We start from the raw sequence: 15,785 nt of genomic DNA on the forward strand, positions 1-15,785 counted from the left end.
GGAAAACGAATACCTCATATACGATCGGTCGTTAAAGGCTGATGTTAAACCAAACCAGATGCAGTTAAAGTACGAATCACAGATCAGGGAACCACTGGTAGATGGTAATAAGAATTACCACCAGGTAACGGAAGACATCATAAGCCCGATTGAAGCCAAGCCAGGCAAGCTTTGGTATGTTGGTTTTTTTATATCACTTGCATTGCTGCTATTCGGTGTTTATAGCGTTTACCGCGAGGTGACTTATGGCATCGGGCAATGGAACCTGAACAAAACTGTGGGTTGGGGTTGGGACATCACCAACTTCGTATGGTGGGTTGGTATTGGTCACGCCGGTACACTAATTTCGGCGATCCTTTTACTCTTCCGCCAGGGTTGGAGAACAGGGGTTAACCGTGCAGCTGAGGCGATGACGATCTTTGCGGTAATGTGTGCGGGTCAGTTCCCGATATTTCACATGGGTCGTGTTTGGGTGGCCTTCTTTACACTTCCTTACCCAAATACACGTGGTCCCGTATGGCCTAACTTCGCTTCTCCGCTCCTTTGGGACGTATTTGCGATCTCTACTTACTTTACGGTATCATTACTCTTCTGGTATTCAGGTCTTATTCCTGATATGGCAACAGTAAGGGATCGTGCTAAAACAAAACTTCGCAAACTTTTATACGGTATTGCATCATTTGGCTGGACAGGTAGTACAAAACACTGGCAACGTCATGAAAGCTTATCGCTTGTACTGGCTGGTTTAAGTACACCACTTGTACTATCGGTGCACACCATTGTATCCTTCGACTTTGCCACTTCGGTTATTCCCGGATGGCACACCACCATCTTCCCTCCTTACTTTGTTGCGGGTGCAATCTTCTCCGGTTTTGCAATGGTGCAAACACTGCTGATCATTGTAAGAAAGGTACTGTCATTGCAGGAGTATATTACGGTTGGTCACATTGAAGCGATGAACAAGGTTATCGTGTTAACAGGTACGATCGTAGGTTGTGCATACCTTACTGAGCTCTTCGTAGCATGGTATAGTGCCAACGATTACGAACAATATGCATTCTTCTACAGTCGTGGTAATATCTTCAGTCCATACGGTTGGAGTTACTATGGAATGATGTTCTGTAACGTGGTTTCGCCACAGTTGTTCTGGTCTCAGAAGCTCAGGAGAAACATTGCCTTCACATTCTTTATGAGCGTTCTCATAAACATTGGTATGTGGTTCGAGCGTTTCGTGATCATCGTTACTTCGCTCTACCGCGATTACCTGCCTAGCAGCTGGCCCTATTACTATAGTCCAACCATTTGGGAAATCGGATTTTACCTCGGTACGTTCGGGTTGTTCTTTACCTGTTTCTTCCTGTTCTCCAAATACTTCCCGGTTATTGCGGTAGCAGAGATCAAACATGTTCTTAAAACCTCAGGTGAAAACTACAAGGCTAAGGTTACTCCAATTGAAGAGTTGCCGGCAAGCGAATTTGCACATGAGTATGCTCATGTGGCACAGCCGGAACATGGCAGGGCCTCTTCGGGAATGGAGCATTGATCCCCCGTTGTGTAACATTACCAGGAATAAAGCTCTCCGGAGCATAACTGAATAAAGGGAGCCTCTTCGGGGGTAACCGGTCAAAGCTTAAAATTATGGCAAGAAAAAAATTTGTAGTTGGAAGTTTCGATGATGAGGAGGTTTTGTTTCCGGCAGTAAAGAAGATGCGGAACGCCGGCTATAAGATACACGATGTGTATACCCCCTTTCCAGTGCATGGTCTCGACCACGCTATTGGTCAACGCGAAACAAGCCTACATACCGCAGGTTTTATCTATGGTGCTACAGGTACCATCACTGCGCTTTCCTGTATGAGCTGGATCTTCACTGCCGACTGGCCTTTAAATATCGGTGGAAAGCCCCATTTGCCATTACCTGCTTTTATTCCAATCATCTTCGAAACCACGGTTTTGTTTTCAGCAGTGGGCATGGTACTCACATTTTGTTACCTCTGTCAATTGGCGCCTTTTGTAAAAAAGCACCATTTTCACCCACGTGCTACCGACGACTTGTTCGTGATGGTAATTGAGTGTACATCTAAAACAAATGTTGAGGACCTTAAGGGTTTTATGGCAAGTACAGGGGCGGTTGAAGTAAATGAACAAAACGTAGAGGCCGGCTGGTGGCTTGGCAGGTACGATAAGGATCAGAAATTGTATGCTGACGAAAGTGCTGCTATTGCCTAATGAACTTTAAGATCAAGAAAATGAAGAAACTATTTATAATAAGCCTTTTTTCCTCTGCTGTTGTGCTTTTTGGTTGCGAAACCTACCAACGTAAGCCGGCCAGGCAATATATGCCGGACATGGGTGCGAGCCGGGCTTATGAGACCTATTCTCAAAACGGCCGGCCAGAAAACCAGAATTTCAATTACAACAACATGCCGGTTTCTGGTACAGTCAACAGGGGTGAGGAACTACCTTATCACCTGGGTAACGACAGCGCGGGTTATAGCATGAGCGCTACAGTTACAAATCCGCTTAAGCCGGTTACCGGTAAGGATAGCATAGAAACACAGCGTCTTTATATGATCAACTGTGCTATATGCCACGGATCAAAACTTGATGGTAACGGACCATTGTATGCCAGCGGTAAATACCCGGCCAAACCTGCTACCCTTGTTGGTGATGCGAACATTGAGAAACTTAGTGAAGGCACCATTTTTCACGTTCAGACATATGGTAAAAACCTGATGGGCAGTTATGCTTCACAGCTCACCCGCAAACAGCGGTGGATGATTGCGAACTATATCAAGCAAATGCAGGCAGCAGGTAAAGGCAGTAATGCTACAGGAAGCGAGACGGCCGCTACCGATACTTCAGCAACAGGTACAGGCGGAGGAGCAGCTACAGGTACCGGCACAGGAGCAGCAACGGGCACAACCACAGGTGGGGGTAGATAACTTATACGAAAAACTAACGGCAAACAAAATTTTCTACAATGGCATCTATAAGAGGGCAATTTGAAGTAACGGGACGAATGAGAACCTGGTCTATGGGATTGATAGCAGTGGGACTGCTTGCATTTCTTATAGGTCTTTTCACCCGCGGCTTTAGCTCAAATGCTGAGGAGCAGGGCGTGTTTTGGGGAACTGTTCTTTACAACAGCGTGTTCTTCATGTTGGTTTGTAATGCAAGCATGTTTTTTATCTGTGTAACTACACTAGCACATGGTGGTTGGCAGGTGGCGTTTCGCCGGGTTCCGGAAGCGATTTCAGCTGTTGTACCCATTTTTGGAACAATAGCAGCAGTTGTGTTGTTATACATTGTATTCGGTGTTGGACATGGCGGGCATCACCATCCGGTCTATCATTGGCTCACACGTGGTGACGACCAGATATTGGCTGAAAAGAAGGGGTTTCTTAATGCACCATTTTTTGTGATCTGGACTTTGTTGTCGATTGGTTTGTGGAGTTACCTGGGTGCACGCATGCGGAAGTTGTCGAGAGAGTCTGATGAAGGCAGCATGACGCTTGAACAAGGTAAACGCTGGATCTGGAGAAATACCGTTATGGCGTCCTTGTTTACCGTGTGGTTTGGTTTAACAGTTGGTTCGACTGTACCGTGGCTGTGGATGATGAGTATAGATGCGCACTGGTATAGCACCATGTACAGTTGGTATACATTTGCAAGTTCTTTTGTTTCGGGTGTTGCGTTGATAGCACTTTGGGTAATATTCCTGAAGAACAGGGGTCTGCTCGAATATGTTACTGAGGAGCACCTTCATGATCTCGGTAAGTTCATGTTCGCGTTTTCAATATTTTGGACCTACCTCTGGTTTTCTCAGTATATGTTGATTTGGTATAGCAATATGCCGGAAGAGACCATATACTTTAAACACAGGGTGCAGGGAGCCTGGAGGGGCGTGTTTTTCTTCAATTTAATCGTGAACTTCGTCTGTCCTTTGCTAATTTTGATGAAGCGTTCAACCAAGCGGAATTATACGCTTATGACCTTTATGGCGGTACTGATTTTATTTGGTCACTGGATCGATTTCATGCAGATGGTAATGGGAAGTGTGTCTAAAGATCACCTGACGTTAAGCTGGCTCGACTTCGGTATTCTTGCCCTCTACATTGGAATGATTATCCTTTTTGTAGGCAAAGCACTTACCAAAGCGCCATTGGTTGCAAAGAACCACCCTTACCTGAAAGAGAGCATCATACATCATACATAGAGAACGGACGGGATTGTATTTAGTAAGAAAATTTAAGAAGTAATGTCACTTTATTTTACCATCGCAGCAGTCATTCTACTTTTTGTGATCATTTTCCAGATTGCAAAAGCGAGTGAGTATGTTGATATATTGAAGGGAGAAGAGCGGTCGCGTAAGCACAACAATAAGATCAATGGTTTCCTGATGATCGTTTTCCTGGTGCTAGGGCTCATCGGTGTATATTATTGCCATGAGATATTGAAAGGAAGGTTACTGGGGGAGAGTGCTTCGGTTGAAGGTGAAAAGGTAGACTCGATGATGAACCTGACCATCATTGTGACCGGTATCGTGTTTTTTATTACGCAAATACTTTTATTCTGGTTTTCTTACAAGTACCAGGAGAAAGAGAACCGGAAAGCCTTCTTCTTCCCGCACAACAATCGTCTTGAAGTAATCTGGACCGTTATTCCAACCATTGTTCTCACCGTTCTTGTGATTATCGGTTTACGTAACTGGTTTTTGTTTACCGGCGATGCCCCTCAAAACGCAATGGTTGTTGAGGTTACGGGTAAGCAATTTGGCTGGATCTATCGCTACCCGGGTAAGGATAATGAATTTGGTAAGAAGTATTTTCGCAACATCGACGATGCAACAAACTGGGTCGGTCTTGTTTGGGCAGATAATGCCGAAATGAATCAAAAGGCTGATCCTGCTGCGAAAGATGATATCGTGCTTCAGCAAACGATGTACGTCGTGAAGAACAAGCCGGTTAAACTGGTTATCGGTTCGCGTGATGTAATTCACGATGTTGGTCTTCCTCACTTCAGGCTGAAAATGGATGCTGTTCCTGGTATTCCAACATCGCTTTGGTTCACACCTAAGTTTACTACCGCAGAAATGCAGAAGAGTTCAGGTAATCCAAACTTTGAATACGAGATTGCTTGCGACCAGATTTGTGGAAACAACCACTTTGCCATGAAAGGCATCATCAGGGTTGTAACCCAGGAAGAGTTTGATGTTTGGCTGGCGCAGCAAAAGCCGCTTTACTTAACTGCTTTCCCCGATAATAACCCGGCTACTGTGCCTGGATCCCCGGCAACAAACCCGGCGGGAGCTGCACCTGCGGATAGTGCTAAAAATGCAACGGCAGTAACCATGGTTTCAAACGAAAGAAAAAACTAAAAGAATCCAAACAATTGTTTTTGCCCGGCGGTTTAAACAAATAAATAAATTGGTATGAATAACGAAGGAGTTATAGGCACACAAACGGATGTAGGACACGTTCATGCTGCTCACCACGATCATGATGGCGATCATCATCATCACCACGAAACTTTTATTTCCAAGTACATCTTTAGTATGGATCACAAGATGATCGCTAAGCAATTCCTGATTACCGGAATGGTTTGGGCTATCATCGGTGGATTAATGTCGGTATTGTTCCGGATGCAATTGGGTTACCCCGGGGAGTCTTTTCCAATATTGGAGACCCTGCTTGGTAAATGGGCCAAAGGCGGTACAATCACTCCCGAAGCATATTATGCATTGGTAACAACCCACGGAACCGTGTTGGTGTTTTTTGTACTGACAGCAGGTTTAAGTGGAACTTTTGCAAACTTTCTCATCCCGCTTCAAATTGGTGCAAGGGATATGGCTTCACCCTTTATGAATATGCTTAGCTACTGGTTCTTCTTTGCAGCAGGTGTAGTTATGTTGTCTTCAATCTTTGTTGAAACTGGTCCATTTAGCGGAGGTTGGACAGCCTATCCACCGTTAAGCGCACTCGGATCGGCTTCTCCCGGATCTAAGACCGGTATGGACCTGTGGCTGATTAGTATGGCCCTGTTTGTAGTGAGCAGTTTGTTGGGTGGTTTGAATTACATAGCTACAATCCTTAACATGCGTACCAAAGGTATGAGTATGACCAGGTTGCCGCTTACCATCTGGGCCCTGTTCTTTACTGCAATCCTTGGTGTATTATCTTTCCCGGTATTGTTATCAGGATTTATCCTCCTGATCTTCGATCGTAACTTTGGTACCAGCTTTTACTTAAGCGATATATTTATTCAGGGTGTGGGTGCTTTACCTAACGAGGGTGGAAGTGCTATTCTTTACCAGCACTTGTTCTGGTTCCTGGGTCACCCCGAGGTATACATCATCATCCTGCCAGCGATGGGTATTGTGTCGGAGGTAATGAGTACCAACGCCCGTAAGCCGATCTTCGGTTACATGGCGATGCTTGGTTCCCTCTTTGCTATTGCTGTTCTTGCGTTTGTGGTTTGGGCGCATCATATGTTCGTATCTGGTCTCAATCCGTTTCTTGGCTCCTTCTTCGTACTCCTTACCTTGTTGATCGCGGTACCTAGTGCAATTAAGGTGTTCAACTGGTTAACGACGTTGTGGCGCGGTAATCTTCGCTTTACTGCAGGAATGCTTTATTCCATTGGGTTTGTAAGCATGTTTATTTCGGGAGGTCTAACGGGTATCTTCCTTGGAAACTCTGCCCTTGACATTCATCTTCACGATACTTACTTCATCATTGCCCACTTCCATATCGTAATGGGTGTAGCTGGTATATTCGGGATGTATGCTGGTATCTATCATTGGTTTCCTAAGATGTTTGGCCGTTATCTGAACAATACCCTGTCTTATATCCACTTTTGGGTTACACTTGCCGGTGCTTACCTTATCTTCTGGCCAATGCACTACGAAGGTTTGGCGGGTATGCCGAGAAGGTATTATGACTATTCCAACTGGGAAAGCTTCAAGCAGTTTGTTGGCCTTAACCAGTTTATTACGATCGTAGCCATTATCGTATTTGCAACACAGTTATTGTTCTTGTTCAACTTCTTCTATTCTATGTATAAGGGTAGAAAAGTGACTTCGCAAAATCCGTGGGGTTCTAACACACTTGAGTGGACCACACCAATCAATCCAGGTCACGGAAACTGGGTGGGTGAAATTCCGGAAGTTCACCGTTGGGCTTACGACTACGGTAAAGATGGTCATGATTACATTTCACAAACAACACCGGTTGGGGCTGACGAGAGTAGACACTAAATTTGTCTGTTTTGCCTTCGGGTTAAGGCAGCTATCATACTCAATGCCCTGAATATTCGGGGCATTGTTTTTAAAAAAGGGTACTTGGTTTTTTATGATGAGTACATCAGAACATATCTCAACGAGTTATAGGGTTGCTGCCAAGGTGAAGGATTACTTTCAGCTCATTAAGTTCACACTTAGTTTTACTGTAGTATTTTCCTGTGTTGTTTGTTACCTGTTGGCTCCCAATGTTGAGTATAATCTTAAGATGGTCATCCTGTTGTTTGTGGCAGGTATGCTCATTACAGGCAGTGCAAATGCAATCAACCAGGCGGTAGAGAAAGATACTGATGCAATGATGAAGCGTACTTCCAAACGCCCGGTTGCGGAAGGAAGAATGACGCAGCAGGAAGCATATGCGTTTGCCCTGATTGCAGGGTTGCTTGGGGTTTTGATGATGTGGAAATTCTTCAATTTCTCTTCAGCATTGTTATCAGCACTAAGTCTTTTTCTCTATGCTTACATCTATACTCCGTTAAAAAAGATCAACTCAATTGCGGTGTTGGTCGGTGCCTTTCCCGGAGCTCTTCCCTGCCTTATCGGTTGGGTGGCCGGTACAGATTCGTTTAGCGCAGGGGGATGGATCCTTTTTGCAATGCAATTCCTGTGGCAGTTCCCACACTTCTGGGCAATTGCTTGGGTTGCACACGGCGATTATAGTAAAGCCGGATTCAAATTACTGCCTGCTGATAAGGGCCCCAACAAGTTCACTGCCCTACAGGCGGTGATCTATTCGTTGATAATGTTGCCGGTAGGACTGTTACCCTATTACGCAAACATGTCAGGAATTGTAAGTTTATGGATCGTTGTAGCATGTAACCTGTTTATGGTTATTCAATGCATCCGGCTGTTAATGAATATGGACATCAAGTCGGCCAGGCGTGTGATGTTCAGCAGTTATATCTATCTGCCTATTGTACTCCTGGCATTGTTGGCAGATAAAGCTTAAAGACAGGCAGCCCGGTTTGAAAGCCTGTCACAATTAACCTTGTTGAAATGATGGCAACTTATAGTGATCAAAGAAAAAGAATTCATCCCCACAAATTTACCATGTGGGTGGCACTCGGAAGTATTGTAATGATGTTTGCGGGTTTAACGAGTGCTTATGTCGTAAAACGAAATCAGAGCAATTGGCTGGAATTCGATTTACCTATTGTTTTCTGGTACTCTACTGCTGCAATACTTGCGAGCAGCCTTAGTATTTACCTTGCGGGTCAGGCGTTTAATGCACGGGAAATGCGCCGGTATCGTTTGCTAATGTCGGTAACAGTTGTGCTTGGGTTGGTATTTACTGCTTTGCAACTCGTAGGATTTTCGCATATCGGCGAAAATGGCATCAAGCTGATCGGTACCAACAGTAATCCTGCCGCATCGTTCCTGGCGGTACTAACTGGTGTACACATTTTACACGTGCTTGGCGGGGTAGTTGCACTCGTAATTATGTACATACGGGCGTACACTGCCAAGCAAAAGACATACAGCAGCATTTCGCTCGAAATTGTAAGTACCTATTGGCATTTTGTTGATGTGCTCTGGATTTACCTGTTCATATTTTTTCACGTGGTACAGGTATAACCGAAATAATACAAACTATTTCATGTTGGACGGATAGAAATTGAACGTCATCAAATAAATTTGCATACCAAACTTAAACAGCACAAATGGCAACAACAGCAATCACAACGGATACCAAATGGTGGGGTGGGGGAAAGAGCCCTTTTAATGTAGAGTACGGAAAATTAATGATGTGGTATTTTTTAATGAGTGATGCCTTCACATTTGGGGCTTTTCTGATTGCTTACGGTACAATTCGGTTTAGTAGCACAGGATGGCCTGATCCAAACGAAGTTTTTCAATCCTTCCCGGGTTTAGGTAGCGGGTTGCCGTTGATGTTCGTGAGTTTGATGACTTTTATCCTGATCATTAGCTCAGTTACCATGGTGCTTGCTGTACGTGCAGGACATGAAAGAAACAAAGCAGCTGTTGTAAAATATCTTTTCTGGACAATTATCGGAGGTATTGCCTTCCTGAGTTGCCAGGCATGGGAATGGCACCATCTTCATGAAGAAGGTGCATGGTGGGGACGTAATCCGTTTGTTAACCAGGACGGAACCGCATCTTCAACCAACTTTACCAACTTCTTTTTTACCATCACCGGTTTTCATGGTTTCCACGTTTTCTCAGGTGTTGTCATCAATATTATTATGTTGATCATGGCAATGACTGATACCTTTGAAAGGAGAGGTCACTACCTGATGATTGAGAAGGCCGGTCTTTACTGGCACTTTGTTGACCTAGTTTGGGTATTCGTGTTCACTTGTTTTTACCTTATTTAATCAAAACCAATTCTGCAACATTTCAATTAAAGTATATGGAACATCAAATGGCACATAGCGATCACGATTCGGCGAACAAAAACGAGGTGCGGAATGTAACTATCATACTCTCTGTGCTTACCATAGTGGAGCTTGCATTGGGTTTCCTGATGTATAAATCGTTTAATGACCCTGGATTTATGCGTTCGGCGATCAAAGGCATAATCATCATCCTGATGTTGGCTAAGGCGTTTTATATTGTTTCTTACTTTATGCACCTTGGACACGAATTGCGGAATATGATTATGACGATCGTAGTGCCTCTGGGTCTTTTCTTTTGGTTTATCATCGCGTTTCTATATGATGGTCATACGTACAAAGTGAGCAGGTTAACTTATGACAAATACAAAGCTGAAAGCGCTAATGTTAAGCAGCCGGCGATAGAGAAAAACGAAGAAAAACGATCAGAAACTGGACATTGATTTTTACCATACAAGATTGTAAATAAGTTAAACCATCGCGGGTGCGATGGTTTTTTTTAAATAAAGAGGAGTACTGAAATGTCGAAGAATGCCGTGCTGGCGCTTATGGTTGCCCTACTCGTGCCGGTTATATGTTATTGGCTGGTGAAATGGAGGAGTGAAGCTGATATTATAATGCCCCGGAGATATTATATGGACTCGGTGGTAGAGAAGTCTACAGACGGAAAAACCAGCAGTGATACGGTATGGCACAAAACCGCTAACGTAACATTGGTAAACCAGTTGGGTGATACTGTTAGCCTTTATGACATACAGGGAAAAGTAATCGTAGCTGATTTTATTTTCACAAGGTGTCCCAACATCTGCCCTGCGTTAACCCGGAACATGGCAAAGCTGCAGCAGTCCTTTTCGCATTACAACGAGGGACGCAAGGTTATCGACTCATCAATTGTTCGCTTTGTTTCTTTCACCATCGATCCCGAACGAGACTCTGTGAGGGCGCTAAAGAATTACGCGGACAAGTTTGGTGTGGACCACGATAACTGGTGGATGCTTACCGGACCTAAAAAGACGATTTACGACTTTGCACTTAATGAGTTGAAGATGGCAGTGGTTGATGGCGAAGGGGTTGATACGTCATTTATACACACGCAAAAGTTTGTTTTGTTGGATAGGGAATATGTAGTTCGCGGGTATTATGATGGTTTGGATACTACTTCCCTCGCCCGGCTTGCTTCCGATGTTGGATTGTTGATGTTAGAAAAGGATAGAAAGAAGAAAAGAAATTTGTTCAGAAAGTAACTTAGTTATGCCGGAAAGTTTTCCATTACCCTCCCTGTTACGTAATGATAAAAAGGCCTACTGGCTGATCGGGATTTTCTCGGTGGTTGTATTTGCAGTTATTGTTGCGCTTGGCCGTTACAAACTTGATGTAGACTTAGGCTTTGATGTACACATTTTTGCAGCGGTGAATGCAGTGATCAATTCGATGGTGGCAATCTTGCTGGTATGCGCTTTAGTTTCCGTAAAGCAGCGTAAATACCAGTTACACAAACAGCTGATGTTTGCCGCGTTGTTCTTATCCATAGTTTTCCTCGTCTTTTACATCAGCCATCACCTGCTCGCCCCCGAAACAAAGTTTGGTGGTACCGGAACCATTCGGCTGATCTATTTCCTTATCTTAATCACCCACATTTTTCTGGCTGCGATTATTCTCCCTTTTATCCTGCTGACAGCATACCGTGCGCTTACGGGCGAGTACGGTGCTCATACCAGGATAGCCCGCTATACCCTTCCGCTATGGCTTTATGTGGCCGTATCCGGACCTATAGTTTACCTTATGATTAAGCCTTATTATAACTAATAAGTGACCTTCAAATGTTTTAAGATGGACTGGTTTTATCTAAATTTAGGGGAGATCAAAGTTCAACTGCGGGGTCCCAGAAATGGGTCTCAAACTCCTGAATGGTTTCATCTTTTACAATCAAGCCCTCTTTTTCAAGCAACTCCTGCATAAGTTCAGGTGGGGTAAAATGGGCCTTACCGCTCAACATGCCGTTCCGGTTAACAACCCGGTGCGCGGGTACCTTCGGACTTATATTGAAGCTGGCGTTCATGGCCCAACCAACCATGCGTGCTGATGATCCGGTACCCAGGTAGCGCGCAATTGCTCCATAAGAAGTAACCCGGCCGAATGGAATTTGCCGGACTACATCCCAGACATTCTGAAAAAAGGAGTATTGCGCTGATCCGTCATTTACCGGAATGCTTCGTGGCGTGGTCCCTGTTTGTTTTGGTGGTCGAGGCACTTTTTTCATGACGCCATAATTGTTTTATAAGGAACCCCGTTTCCCGGATGGTTTAAGCGTTAGCTCAGTATAGCGATACAAGTATAAGTGAGTGACACCCGTCCGAACCGGTTCATCCGGGCGGGCAACGATGTTGAAGCAAGATTTACTGCCGGTCACCAAAAAATCTAACAGGTGGTGTGATTGCCTTAGGCATGCAATAACATGGTGCTTTAATCACGCGGTTTTTGCTGTTCGCCTTCGCTTTTATTATTGTTTGCAATCAGCAACGTTCTCCGTGGTTCGTTGACATTTATATAGTCAAAGGGGCAGTGTTTACATCCATTACCGCAGCAATAACCGCGATCCAGGTGGTAACTGCGGGTAAACACCATGCGGCCATCAGGATTGAAATAGTAATCAGTTTGTTTCAGCAGACTCATTTTGGATAACCAGTTGTTTTAATACATCATCCTTTGCCACAGGCAAGGATCCATCAAGACTGAACCTAATGTAAAATATTCGACTACTTTTTGCGATATCCAGGCCCTCATAGTGTGTCTTTATCGCAAGTTCGTTACTGACCGGGCCGGATGCATAAACGTTGGCTGACTTGTGGACGATCTCAAGACCATACAGTTCTGCTACCTGTAATGTAAAATCATAGAGATCAGGGCTATCCGTTTTCAGGTTTATGGTGCCATTTGTTGCAAGAATCTGCTGGTAAAGCCTCAGGAACCGGGGATGGGTGAGTCTCTTTTTGGCCCGGGAAACCCGTAGCTGGGGGTCGGGAAACGTGATCCAGATTTCGCTGACTTCACCAGGCTTGAAGTATTCATTTATTCTTTCAACCTGGCTTCTCAAAAAACCAACATTTTTCAAACCTTCTTCGATAGCAGTCTTTGCCCCCTTCCACATCCTGTTGCCTTTTATGTCGACACCGATAAAATTTCTATTGGGGTAGAGCCGGCCCAAACCAACGGCATATTCTCCTTTTCCACAGGCCAGCTCGAGCGTGACAGGATTTGGATTGCCGAAAAATGCGTCCCATTTCCCCTGCATATTTTCAGGATATTCAAACACGTTTGGAAACGATTTAAGTTCAGCAAAACGTTTTAATTTCTTTTGAGCCATACCCTGCAAAAATAGCACAATATGTAAACGGGCAATCAGCCCTCGCTGGTATGACCAATTGCATAAACTTGCAGCAGCAAAGCATGTGCGAGTCGGAGACAGCGTGTTAATTGATATATTTATACGCAAATAACCTGTTGACTATGGCTTACCGTGCTTCGGAGAACAGATACCAATCCATGCAGTACCGTCGTTGTGGACTTAGCGGCGTGATGCTGCCTGCAATTTCCCTTGGGCTTTGGCAAAATTTCGGCGAAGTAGATACACCCGCAAATTGCAGGGATATCGTGACTACTGCTTTCGATAACGGCATCACCCATTTTGATCTGGCAAACAATTATGGCCCACCGCCTGGTGCAGCCGAATTAACGTTCGGAAGAATTTTGAATGATGATCTTTTACCTTACCGGGACGAACTGATCATTTCTACCAAAGCGGGTTATAAGATGTGGGAAGGACCATATGGTGATTGGGGTTCTAAAAAATACCTCATGGCCAGCCTCAACCAAAGTTTAAAAAGAATGGGTTTGGAGTATGTAGATATTTTTTATCATCATCGTCCGGACCCCAATACGCCCTTGGAAGAAACCATGAGTGCACTGGACCTCGCAGTAAGGCAAGGCAAGGCGCTATATGCAGGCATTTCGAACTACGGCCCCAACGAAGCGAAAGCAGCAATACAGATGTTGAAGCAGATGGGAACACCCTGCCTTATTCACCAGCCAAAATATTCTATGTTCGTTCGCGATGTAGAACACGGGTTGCTTGACGAATTAGAGAACGCCGGGGTTGGCTGTATTGCCTTTTCAACACTTGCACAGGGCCTGCTTACCAATAAGTACCTCGATGGCATACCGGCAGACTCAAGAGCCGGCCGTTCACTGCCGAATGGTGCGATAACCAGCGACAAGATCGATGCCGCGACAGTGGACAAGGTTCGGGAGCTGAATGAGGTTGCCATTAGCCGTAACCAAACGCTGGCGCAAATGGCGCTCGCATGGATCCTGAAAGATAGCCGGATCACGTCTGTAATCCTTGGTGCAAGTCGTCCCGAACAGGTGACCGATGCAATTGCCTGCTTAAGAAATTCGGATTTTGACCATGACCAGCTACAACGTATTGAGTCAATACTTGCTGATTAGTTTTTTACTACTATTTGTGTGTAATGTTGGGTATTTCCAATCAATTGGAGCATATACATACCTGCAGGAATAGCGCCTGTGCCCAGGCTGGTATAAAGAATACCTCCGGTATGCCGGAGCGTAATCGTCTGCAGCACTTGGCCCTTCATCGATAGCAAGCGGATCGTGTATGTTCCGGCTGGTAGGTCAGGCACCTTCATATTCAGCTCTTTACCACCAACAGGATTCGGAAACACCGCCATTTTACCACCAGCGTTGGTAAAATTGACCTGTACGGTTTTACTGTATAGCGACTGTCCGGAAACGAGGGTTGCTTTTACCCGGTAATAATTCGACCCTGCAGCTGGTAACTGATGGACCCACTGGAATGCGCTTGTTTCCCCGGCTTTTACAAAGTTTGTGGCATCTGTTGCATGTTCAACCTGGAAGCTGGTAAGGCGGTTGTTTAGTGTATCGACGGCCCAGTTCAATTGAACAGTATTGTTTTTGACCGATGCTGCAAATCCGGTAAACCCCATTGGTAGCGTACTATTCTCCCCTAGCAGACGATATAAATCCAAACCAAATTGAATTTGACCGGTAGCGTTATAATGAACCCAGTCCTGTAACGGGTAATTATCGGTATTTACCAGGTCTGTTTTGTTGGAAGGATTGGCGCAGTAAGTTTCCTGTGCGGCCCTCACCAGGTCGCGAAACGGGTAAGCAGTGGGCGCATATATTTTGCCTAAAATTTTTTTGTAGTTATTACGTGGGAAATGATACGTCTCCGCGAGGTCGCGCCAAAGATTGTCAAATGAGTCAAAGAAATAGCCCAAGTTTTCGAGATAGCGGCTTGCATCGGCATAAGTAAGCGCATCGTCTTCTCCCTGCATCCATATAAGACCCTGAAGATGGAGCCGGTAACCGTTTGCTGCCGCCTGTGAAGCAGCCAGTTTTAACCATTGCGTAAGCTGTTGCCATCGTACACCTGCTTCCCAGAGGTATTGTCCGGGCTGGGGAGGTCTCCAGTCGCCGGCGAGCGTTGTGCCGCCCTGGCCTTGTTTATAAACCATCCGCTGTTGGGGACTTTGGTTTTGGAGACTTTTCATCAGTGAAGCTTCGGGTCCAAACTGGGTTGAGTCGGCAAAGTTCTCACATCGCGTATTTTTACCTACCACCAGTGGCTCCCAGTTTGCTGAGTAACCTCCCACACCGGGGTTCCAGATTAAGGTGTTTGGAACCGCTCCGCCGAAAGCAGCATGCTGGCTGGCATTCATACCGGTGGCAGGTGTCCAGCCGGTATTCGATTGACCCAATATGATATAAAAGGAAACGTTTTGGTTTTGTGCATTCACCAAAGGCGCATAAACGTATAATAAAATGGCTATAATGCCGGGTATTAACTTCTTCATACTTGTATAACTTGTTTGTACTTACGTTTTTAAGTTGCGCCAAAATAGAGTGCTTAACCTAAAAATGCAATCAGGGTTATACCAGTACACAGTTTTATAAGGTCAACTGCTGAAATCAGGGTATGAGTTGGAATGTAGTTGTTGGAACCCGATGGTTGAAGGCCCAATGCGTTAGATATACGGGTGAATTGATTGAATGTGAATAACTACAAAAAAAAAACTTCATAGTATTAT

Annotated in this window: 17 protein-coding genes; 13 read left to right on the top strand and 4 right to left on the bottom strand. The window is 44.9% G+C overall.

From position 1 onward, the window contains the following. Positions 1-58: 58 nt before the first annotated feature. From nrfD to EXU57_RS16240, 12 genes are all read left to right on the top strand, one after another. The gene (gene nrfD, locus EXU57_RS16185; protein WP_133269273.1) at positions 59-1,543 is read left to right on the top strand and encodes an NrfD/PsrC family molybdoenzyme membrane anchor subunit; all 1,485 of its coding nucleotides are present in this window, start codon (positions 59-61) and stop codon (positions 1,541-1,543) included. Positions 1,544-1,638: 95 nt separating this feature from the next. Next, complete coding sequence (locus tag EXU57_RS16190; RefSeq protein ID WP_133269274.1) at positions 1,639-2,229, top strand: DUF3341 domain-containing protein; 591 nt, start codon at positions 1,639-1,641, stop codon at positions 2,227-2,229. Positions 2,230-2,249: 20 nt separating this feature from the next. Beyond that, the gene (locus EXU57_RS25175; protein WP_165958176.1) at positions 2,250-2,945 is read left to right on the top strand and encodes a c-type cytochrome; all 696 of its coding nucleotides are present in this window, start codon (positions 2,250-2,252) and stop codon (positions 2,943-2,945) included. A gap of 38 nt (positions 2,946-2,983) precedes the next feature. Next, positions 2,984-4,219, top strand: coding sequence for a quinol:cytochrome C oxidoreductase (locus EXU57_RS16200; protein WP_133269276.1), 1,236 nt, complete (start codon positions 2,984-2,986; stop codon positions 4,217-4,219). Positions 4,220-4,261: 42 nt separating this feature from the next. Further along, entirely contained in the window at positions 4,262-5,380 is a 1,119-nt protein-coding gene (locus tag EXU57_RS16205) for a cytochrome c oxidase subunit II (protein WP_133269277.1), read from the top strand. A gap of 54 nt (positions 5,381-5,434) precedes the next feature. After that, a complete protein-coding gene (locus EXU57_RS16210) occupies positions 5,435-7,258 on the top strand; it encodes a cbb3-type cytochrome c oxidase subunit I (RefSeq protein WP_133269278.1) in 1,824 nt (607 codons plus the stop codon). 94 nt (positions 7,259-7,352) lie between these two features. Then, a complete protein-coding gene (cyoE, locus tag EXU57_RS16215) occupies positions 7,353-8,249 on the top strand; it encodes a heme o synthase (RefSeq protein ID WP_243745624.1) in 897 nt (298 codons plus the stop codon). Between the two features lie 47 nt (positions 8,250-8,296). Continuing rightward, entirely contained in the window at positions 8,297-8,875 is a 579-nt protein-coding gene (locus EXU57_RS16220; RefSeq protein ID WP_243745625.1) for a heme-copper oxidase subunit III, read from the top strand. An 86-nt stretch (positions 8,876-8,961) separates the two neighbouring features. Next, on the top strand, positions 8,962-9,636 hold the full coding sequence (locus EXU57_RS16225) for a cytochrome c oxidase subunit 3 (RefSeq protein WP_133269279.1): 675 nt from the start codon (positions 8,962-8,964) through the stop codon (positions 9,634-9,636). 35 nt (positions 9,637-9,671) lie between these two features. Continuing rightward, on the top strand, positions 9,672-10,097 hold the full coding sequence (locus EXU57_RS16230; protein WP_133269280.1) for a cytochrome C oxidase subunit IV family protein: 426 nt from the start codon (positions 9,672-9,674) through the stop codon (positions 10,095-10,097). Between the two features lie 78 nt (positions 10,098-10,175). Next, a complete protein-coding gene (locus tag EXU57_RS16235) occupies positions 10,176-10,898 on the top strand; it encodes an SCO family protein (protein WP_133269281.1) in 723 nt (240 codons plus the stop codon). Positions 10,899-10,905: 7 nt separating this feature from the next. After that, positions 10,906-11,460 carry a DUF420 domain-containing protein gene (locus EXU57_RS16240; protein WP_133269282.1) on the top strand — a complete coding sequence of 185 codons (555 nt, stop codon included), beginning with the start codon at positions 10,906-10,908 and terminating at the stop codon, positions 11,458-11,460. Between the two features lie 55 nt (positions 11,461-11,515). On the opposite strand, the gene EXU57_RS16245 is transcribed toward EXU57_RS16240, so the two are convergent. The 3 genes from EXU57_RS16245 to trmB form a co-directional block, all read right to left on the bottom strand. Then, positions 11,516-11,914, bottom strand: a complete 399-nt coding sequence (locus tag EXU57_RS16245) for an MGMT family protein (RefSeq protein WP_133269283.1) — start codon at positions 11,912-11,914, stop codon at positions 11,516-11,518. Between the two features lie 203 nt (positions 11,915-12,117). After that, positions 12,118-12,327 carry a DUF5522 domain-containing protein gene (locus EXU57_RS16250; protein WP_133269284.1) on the bottom strand — a complete coding sequence of 70 codons (210 nt, stop codon included), beginning with the start codon at positions 12,325-12,327 and terminating at the stop codon, positions 12,118-12,120. Continuing rightward, entirely contained in the window at positions 12,305-13,018 is a 714-nt protein-coding gene (trmB, locus tag EXU57_RS16255) for a tRNA (guanosine(46)-N7)-methyltransferase TrmB (protein WP_133269285.1), read from the bottom strand. The genes EXU57_RS16250 and trmB overlap by 23 nt, the downstream gene beginning before the upstream one ends. Positions 13,019-13,161: 143 nt before the next feature. On the opposite strand from trmB, the gene EXU57_RS16260 reads away from it, so the two are divergent. Next, entirely contained in the window at positions 13,162-14,160 is a 999-nt protein-coding gene (locus tag EXU57_RS16260; protein ID WP_133269286.1) for an aldo/keto reductase, read from the top strand. Here EXU57_RS16260 and EXU57_RS16265 read toward each other — a convergent pair. Then, positions 14,157-15,551: a sialate O-acetylesterase gene (locus tag EXU57_RS16265; RefSeq protein ID WP_133269287.1), complete on the bottom strand. Its 1,395-nt coding sequence runs from the start codon at positions 15,549-15,551 to the stop codon at positions 14,157-14,159. The genes EXU57_RS16260 and EXU57_RS16265 overlap by 4 nt on opposite strands. Between the last annotated feature and the right edge of the window lie 234 nt (positions 15,552-15,785).

Source organism: Segetibacter sp. 3557_3 (assembly GCF_004354985.1).
Lineage (GTDB): Bacteria > Bacteroidota > Bacteroidia > Chitinophagales > Chitinophagaceae > Segetibacter.

What these genes read in the sequence shown, in the direction of transcription:
- EXU57_RS16265 (WP_133269287.1), bottom strand. Translation starts at nt 15,551, where the DNA reads ATGAAGAAGTTAATACCCGGCATTATAGCCATTTTATTATACGTTTAT.
- EXU57_RS16190 (WP_133269274.1), top strand. Translation starts at nt 1,639, where the DNA reads ATGGCAAGAAAAAAATTTGTAGTTGGAAGTTTCGATGATGAGGAGGTT.
- EXU57_RS16225 (WP_133269279.1), top strand. Translation starts at nt 8,962, where the DNA reads ATGGCAACAACAGCAATCACAACGGATACCAAATGGTGGGGTGGGGGA.
- EXU57_RS16240 (WP_133269282.1), top strand. Translation starts at nt 10,906, where the DNA reads ATGCCGGAAAGTTTTCCATTACCCTCCCTGTTACGTAATGATAAAAAG.
- EXU57_RS16260 (WP_133269286.1), top strand. Translation starts at nt 13,162, where the DNA reads ATGGCTTACCGTGCTTCGGAGAACAGATACCAATCCATGCAGTACCGT.
- cyoE (WP_243745624.1), top strand. Translation starts at nt 7,353, where the DNA reads ATGATGAGTACATCAGAACATATCTCAACGAGTTATAGGGTTGCTGCC.
- EXU57_RS25175 (WP_165958176.1), top strand. Translation starts at nt 2,250, where the DNA reads ATGAAGAAACTATTTATAATAAGCCTTTTTTCCTCTGCTGTTGTGCTT.
- nrfD (WP_133269273.1), top strand. Translation starts at nt 59, where the DNA reads ATGCAGTTAAAGTACGAATCACAGATCAGGGAACCACTGGTAGATGGT.
- EXU57_RS16210 (WP_133269278.1), top strand. Translation starts at nt 5,435, where the DNA reads ATGAATAACGAAGGAGTTATAGGCACACAAACGGATGTAGGACACGTT.
- EXU57_RS16245 (WP_133269283.1), bottom strand. Translation starts at nt 11,914, where the DNA reads ATGAAAAAAGTGCCTCGACCACCAAAACAAACAGGGACCACGCCACGA.
- EXU57_RS16230 (WP_133269280.1), top strand. Translation starts at nt 9,672, where the DNA reads ATGGAACATCAAATGGCACATAGCGATCACGATTCGGCGAACAAAAAC.
- EXU57_RS16250 (WP_133269284.1), bottom strand. Translation starts at nt 12,327, where the DNA reads ATGAGTCTGCTGAAACAAACTGATTACTATTTCAATCCTGATGGCCGC.
- EXU57_RS16220 (WP_243745625.1), top strand. Translation starts at nt 8,297, where the DNA reads ATGATGGCAACTTATAGTGATCAAAGAAAAAGAATTCATCCCCACAAA.
- EXU57_RS16200 (WP_133269276.1), top strand. Translation starts at nt 2,984, where the DNA reads ATGGCATCTATAAGAGGGCAATTTGAAGTAACGGGACGAATGAGAACC.
- EXU57_RS16235 (WP_133269281.1), top strand. Translation starts at nt 10,176, where the DNA reads ATGTCGAAGAATGCCGTGCTGGCGCTTATGGTTGCCCTACTCGTGCCG.
- trmB (WP_133269285.1), bottom strand. Translation starts at nt 13,018, where the DNA reads ATGGCTCAAAAGAAATTAAAACGTTTTGCTGAACTTAAATCGTTTCCA.
- EXU57_RS16205 (WP_133269277.1), top strand. Translation starts at nt 4,262, where the DNA reads ATGTCACTTTATTTTACCATCGCAGCAGTCATTCTACTTTTTGTGATC.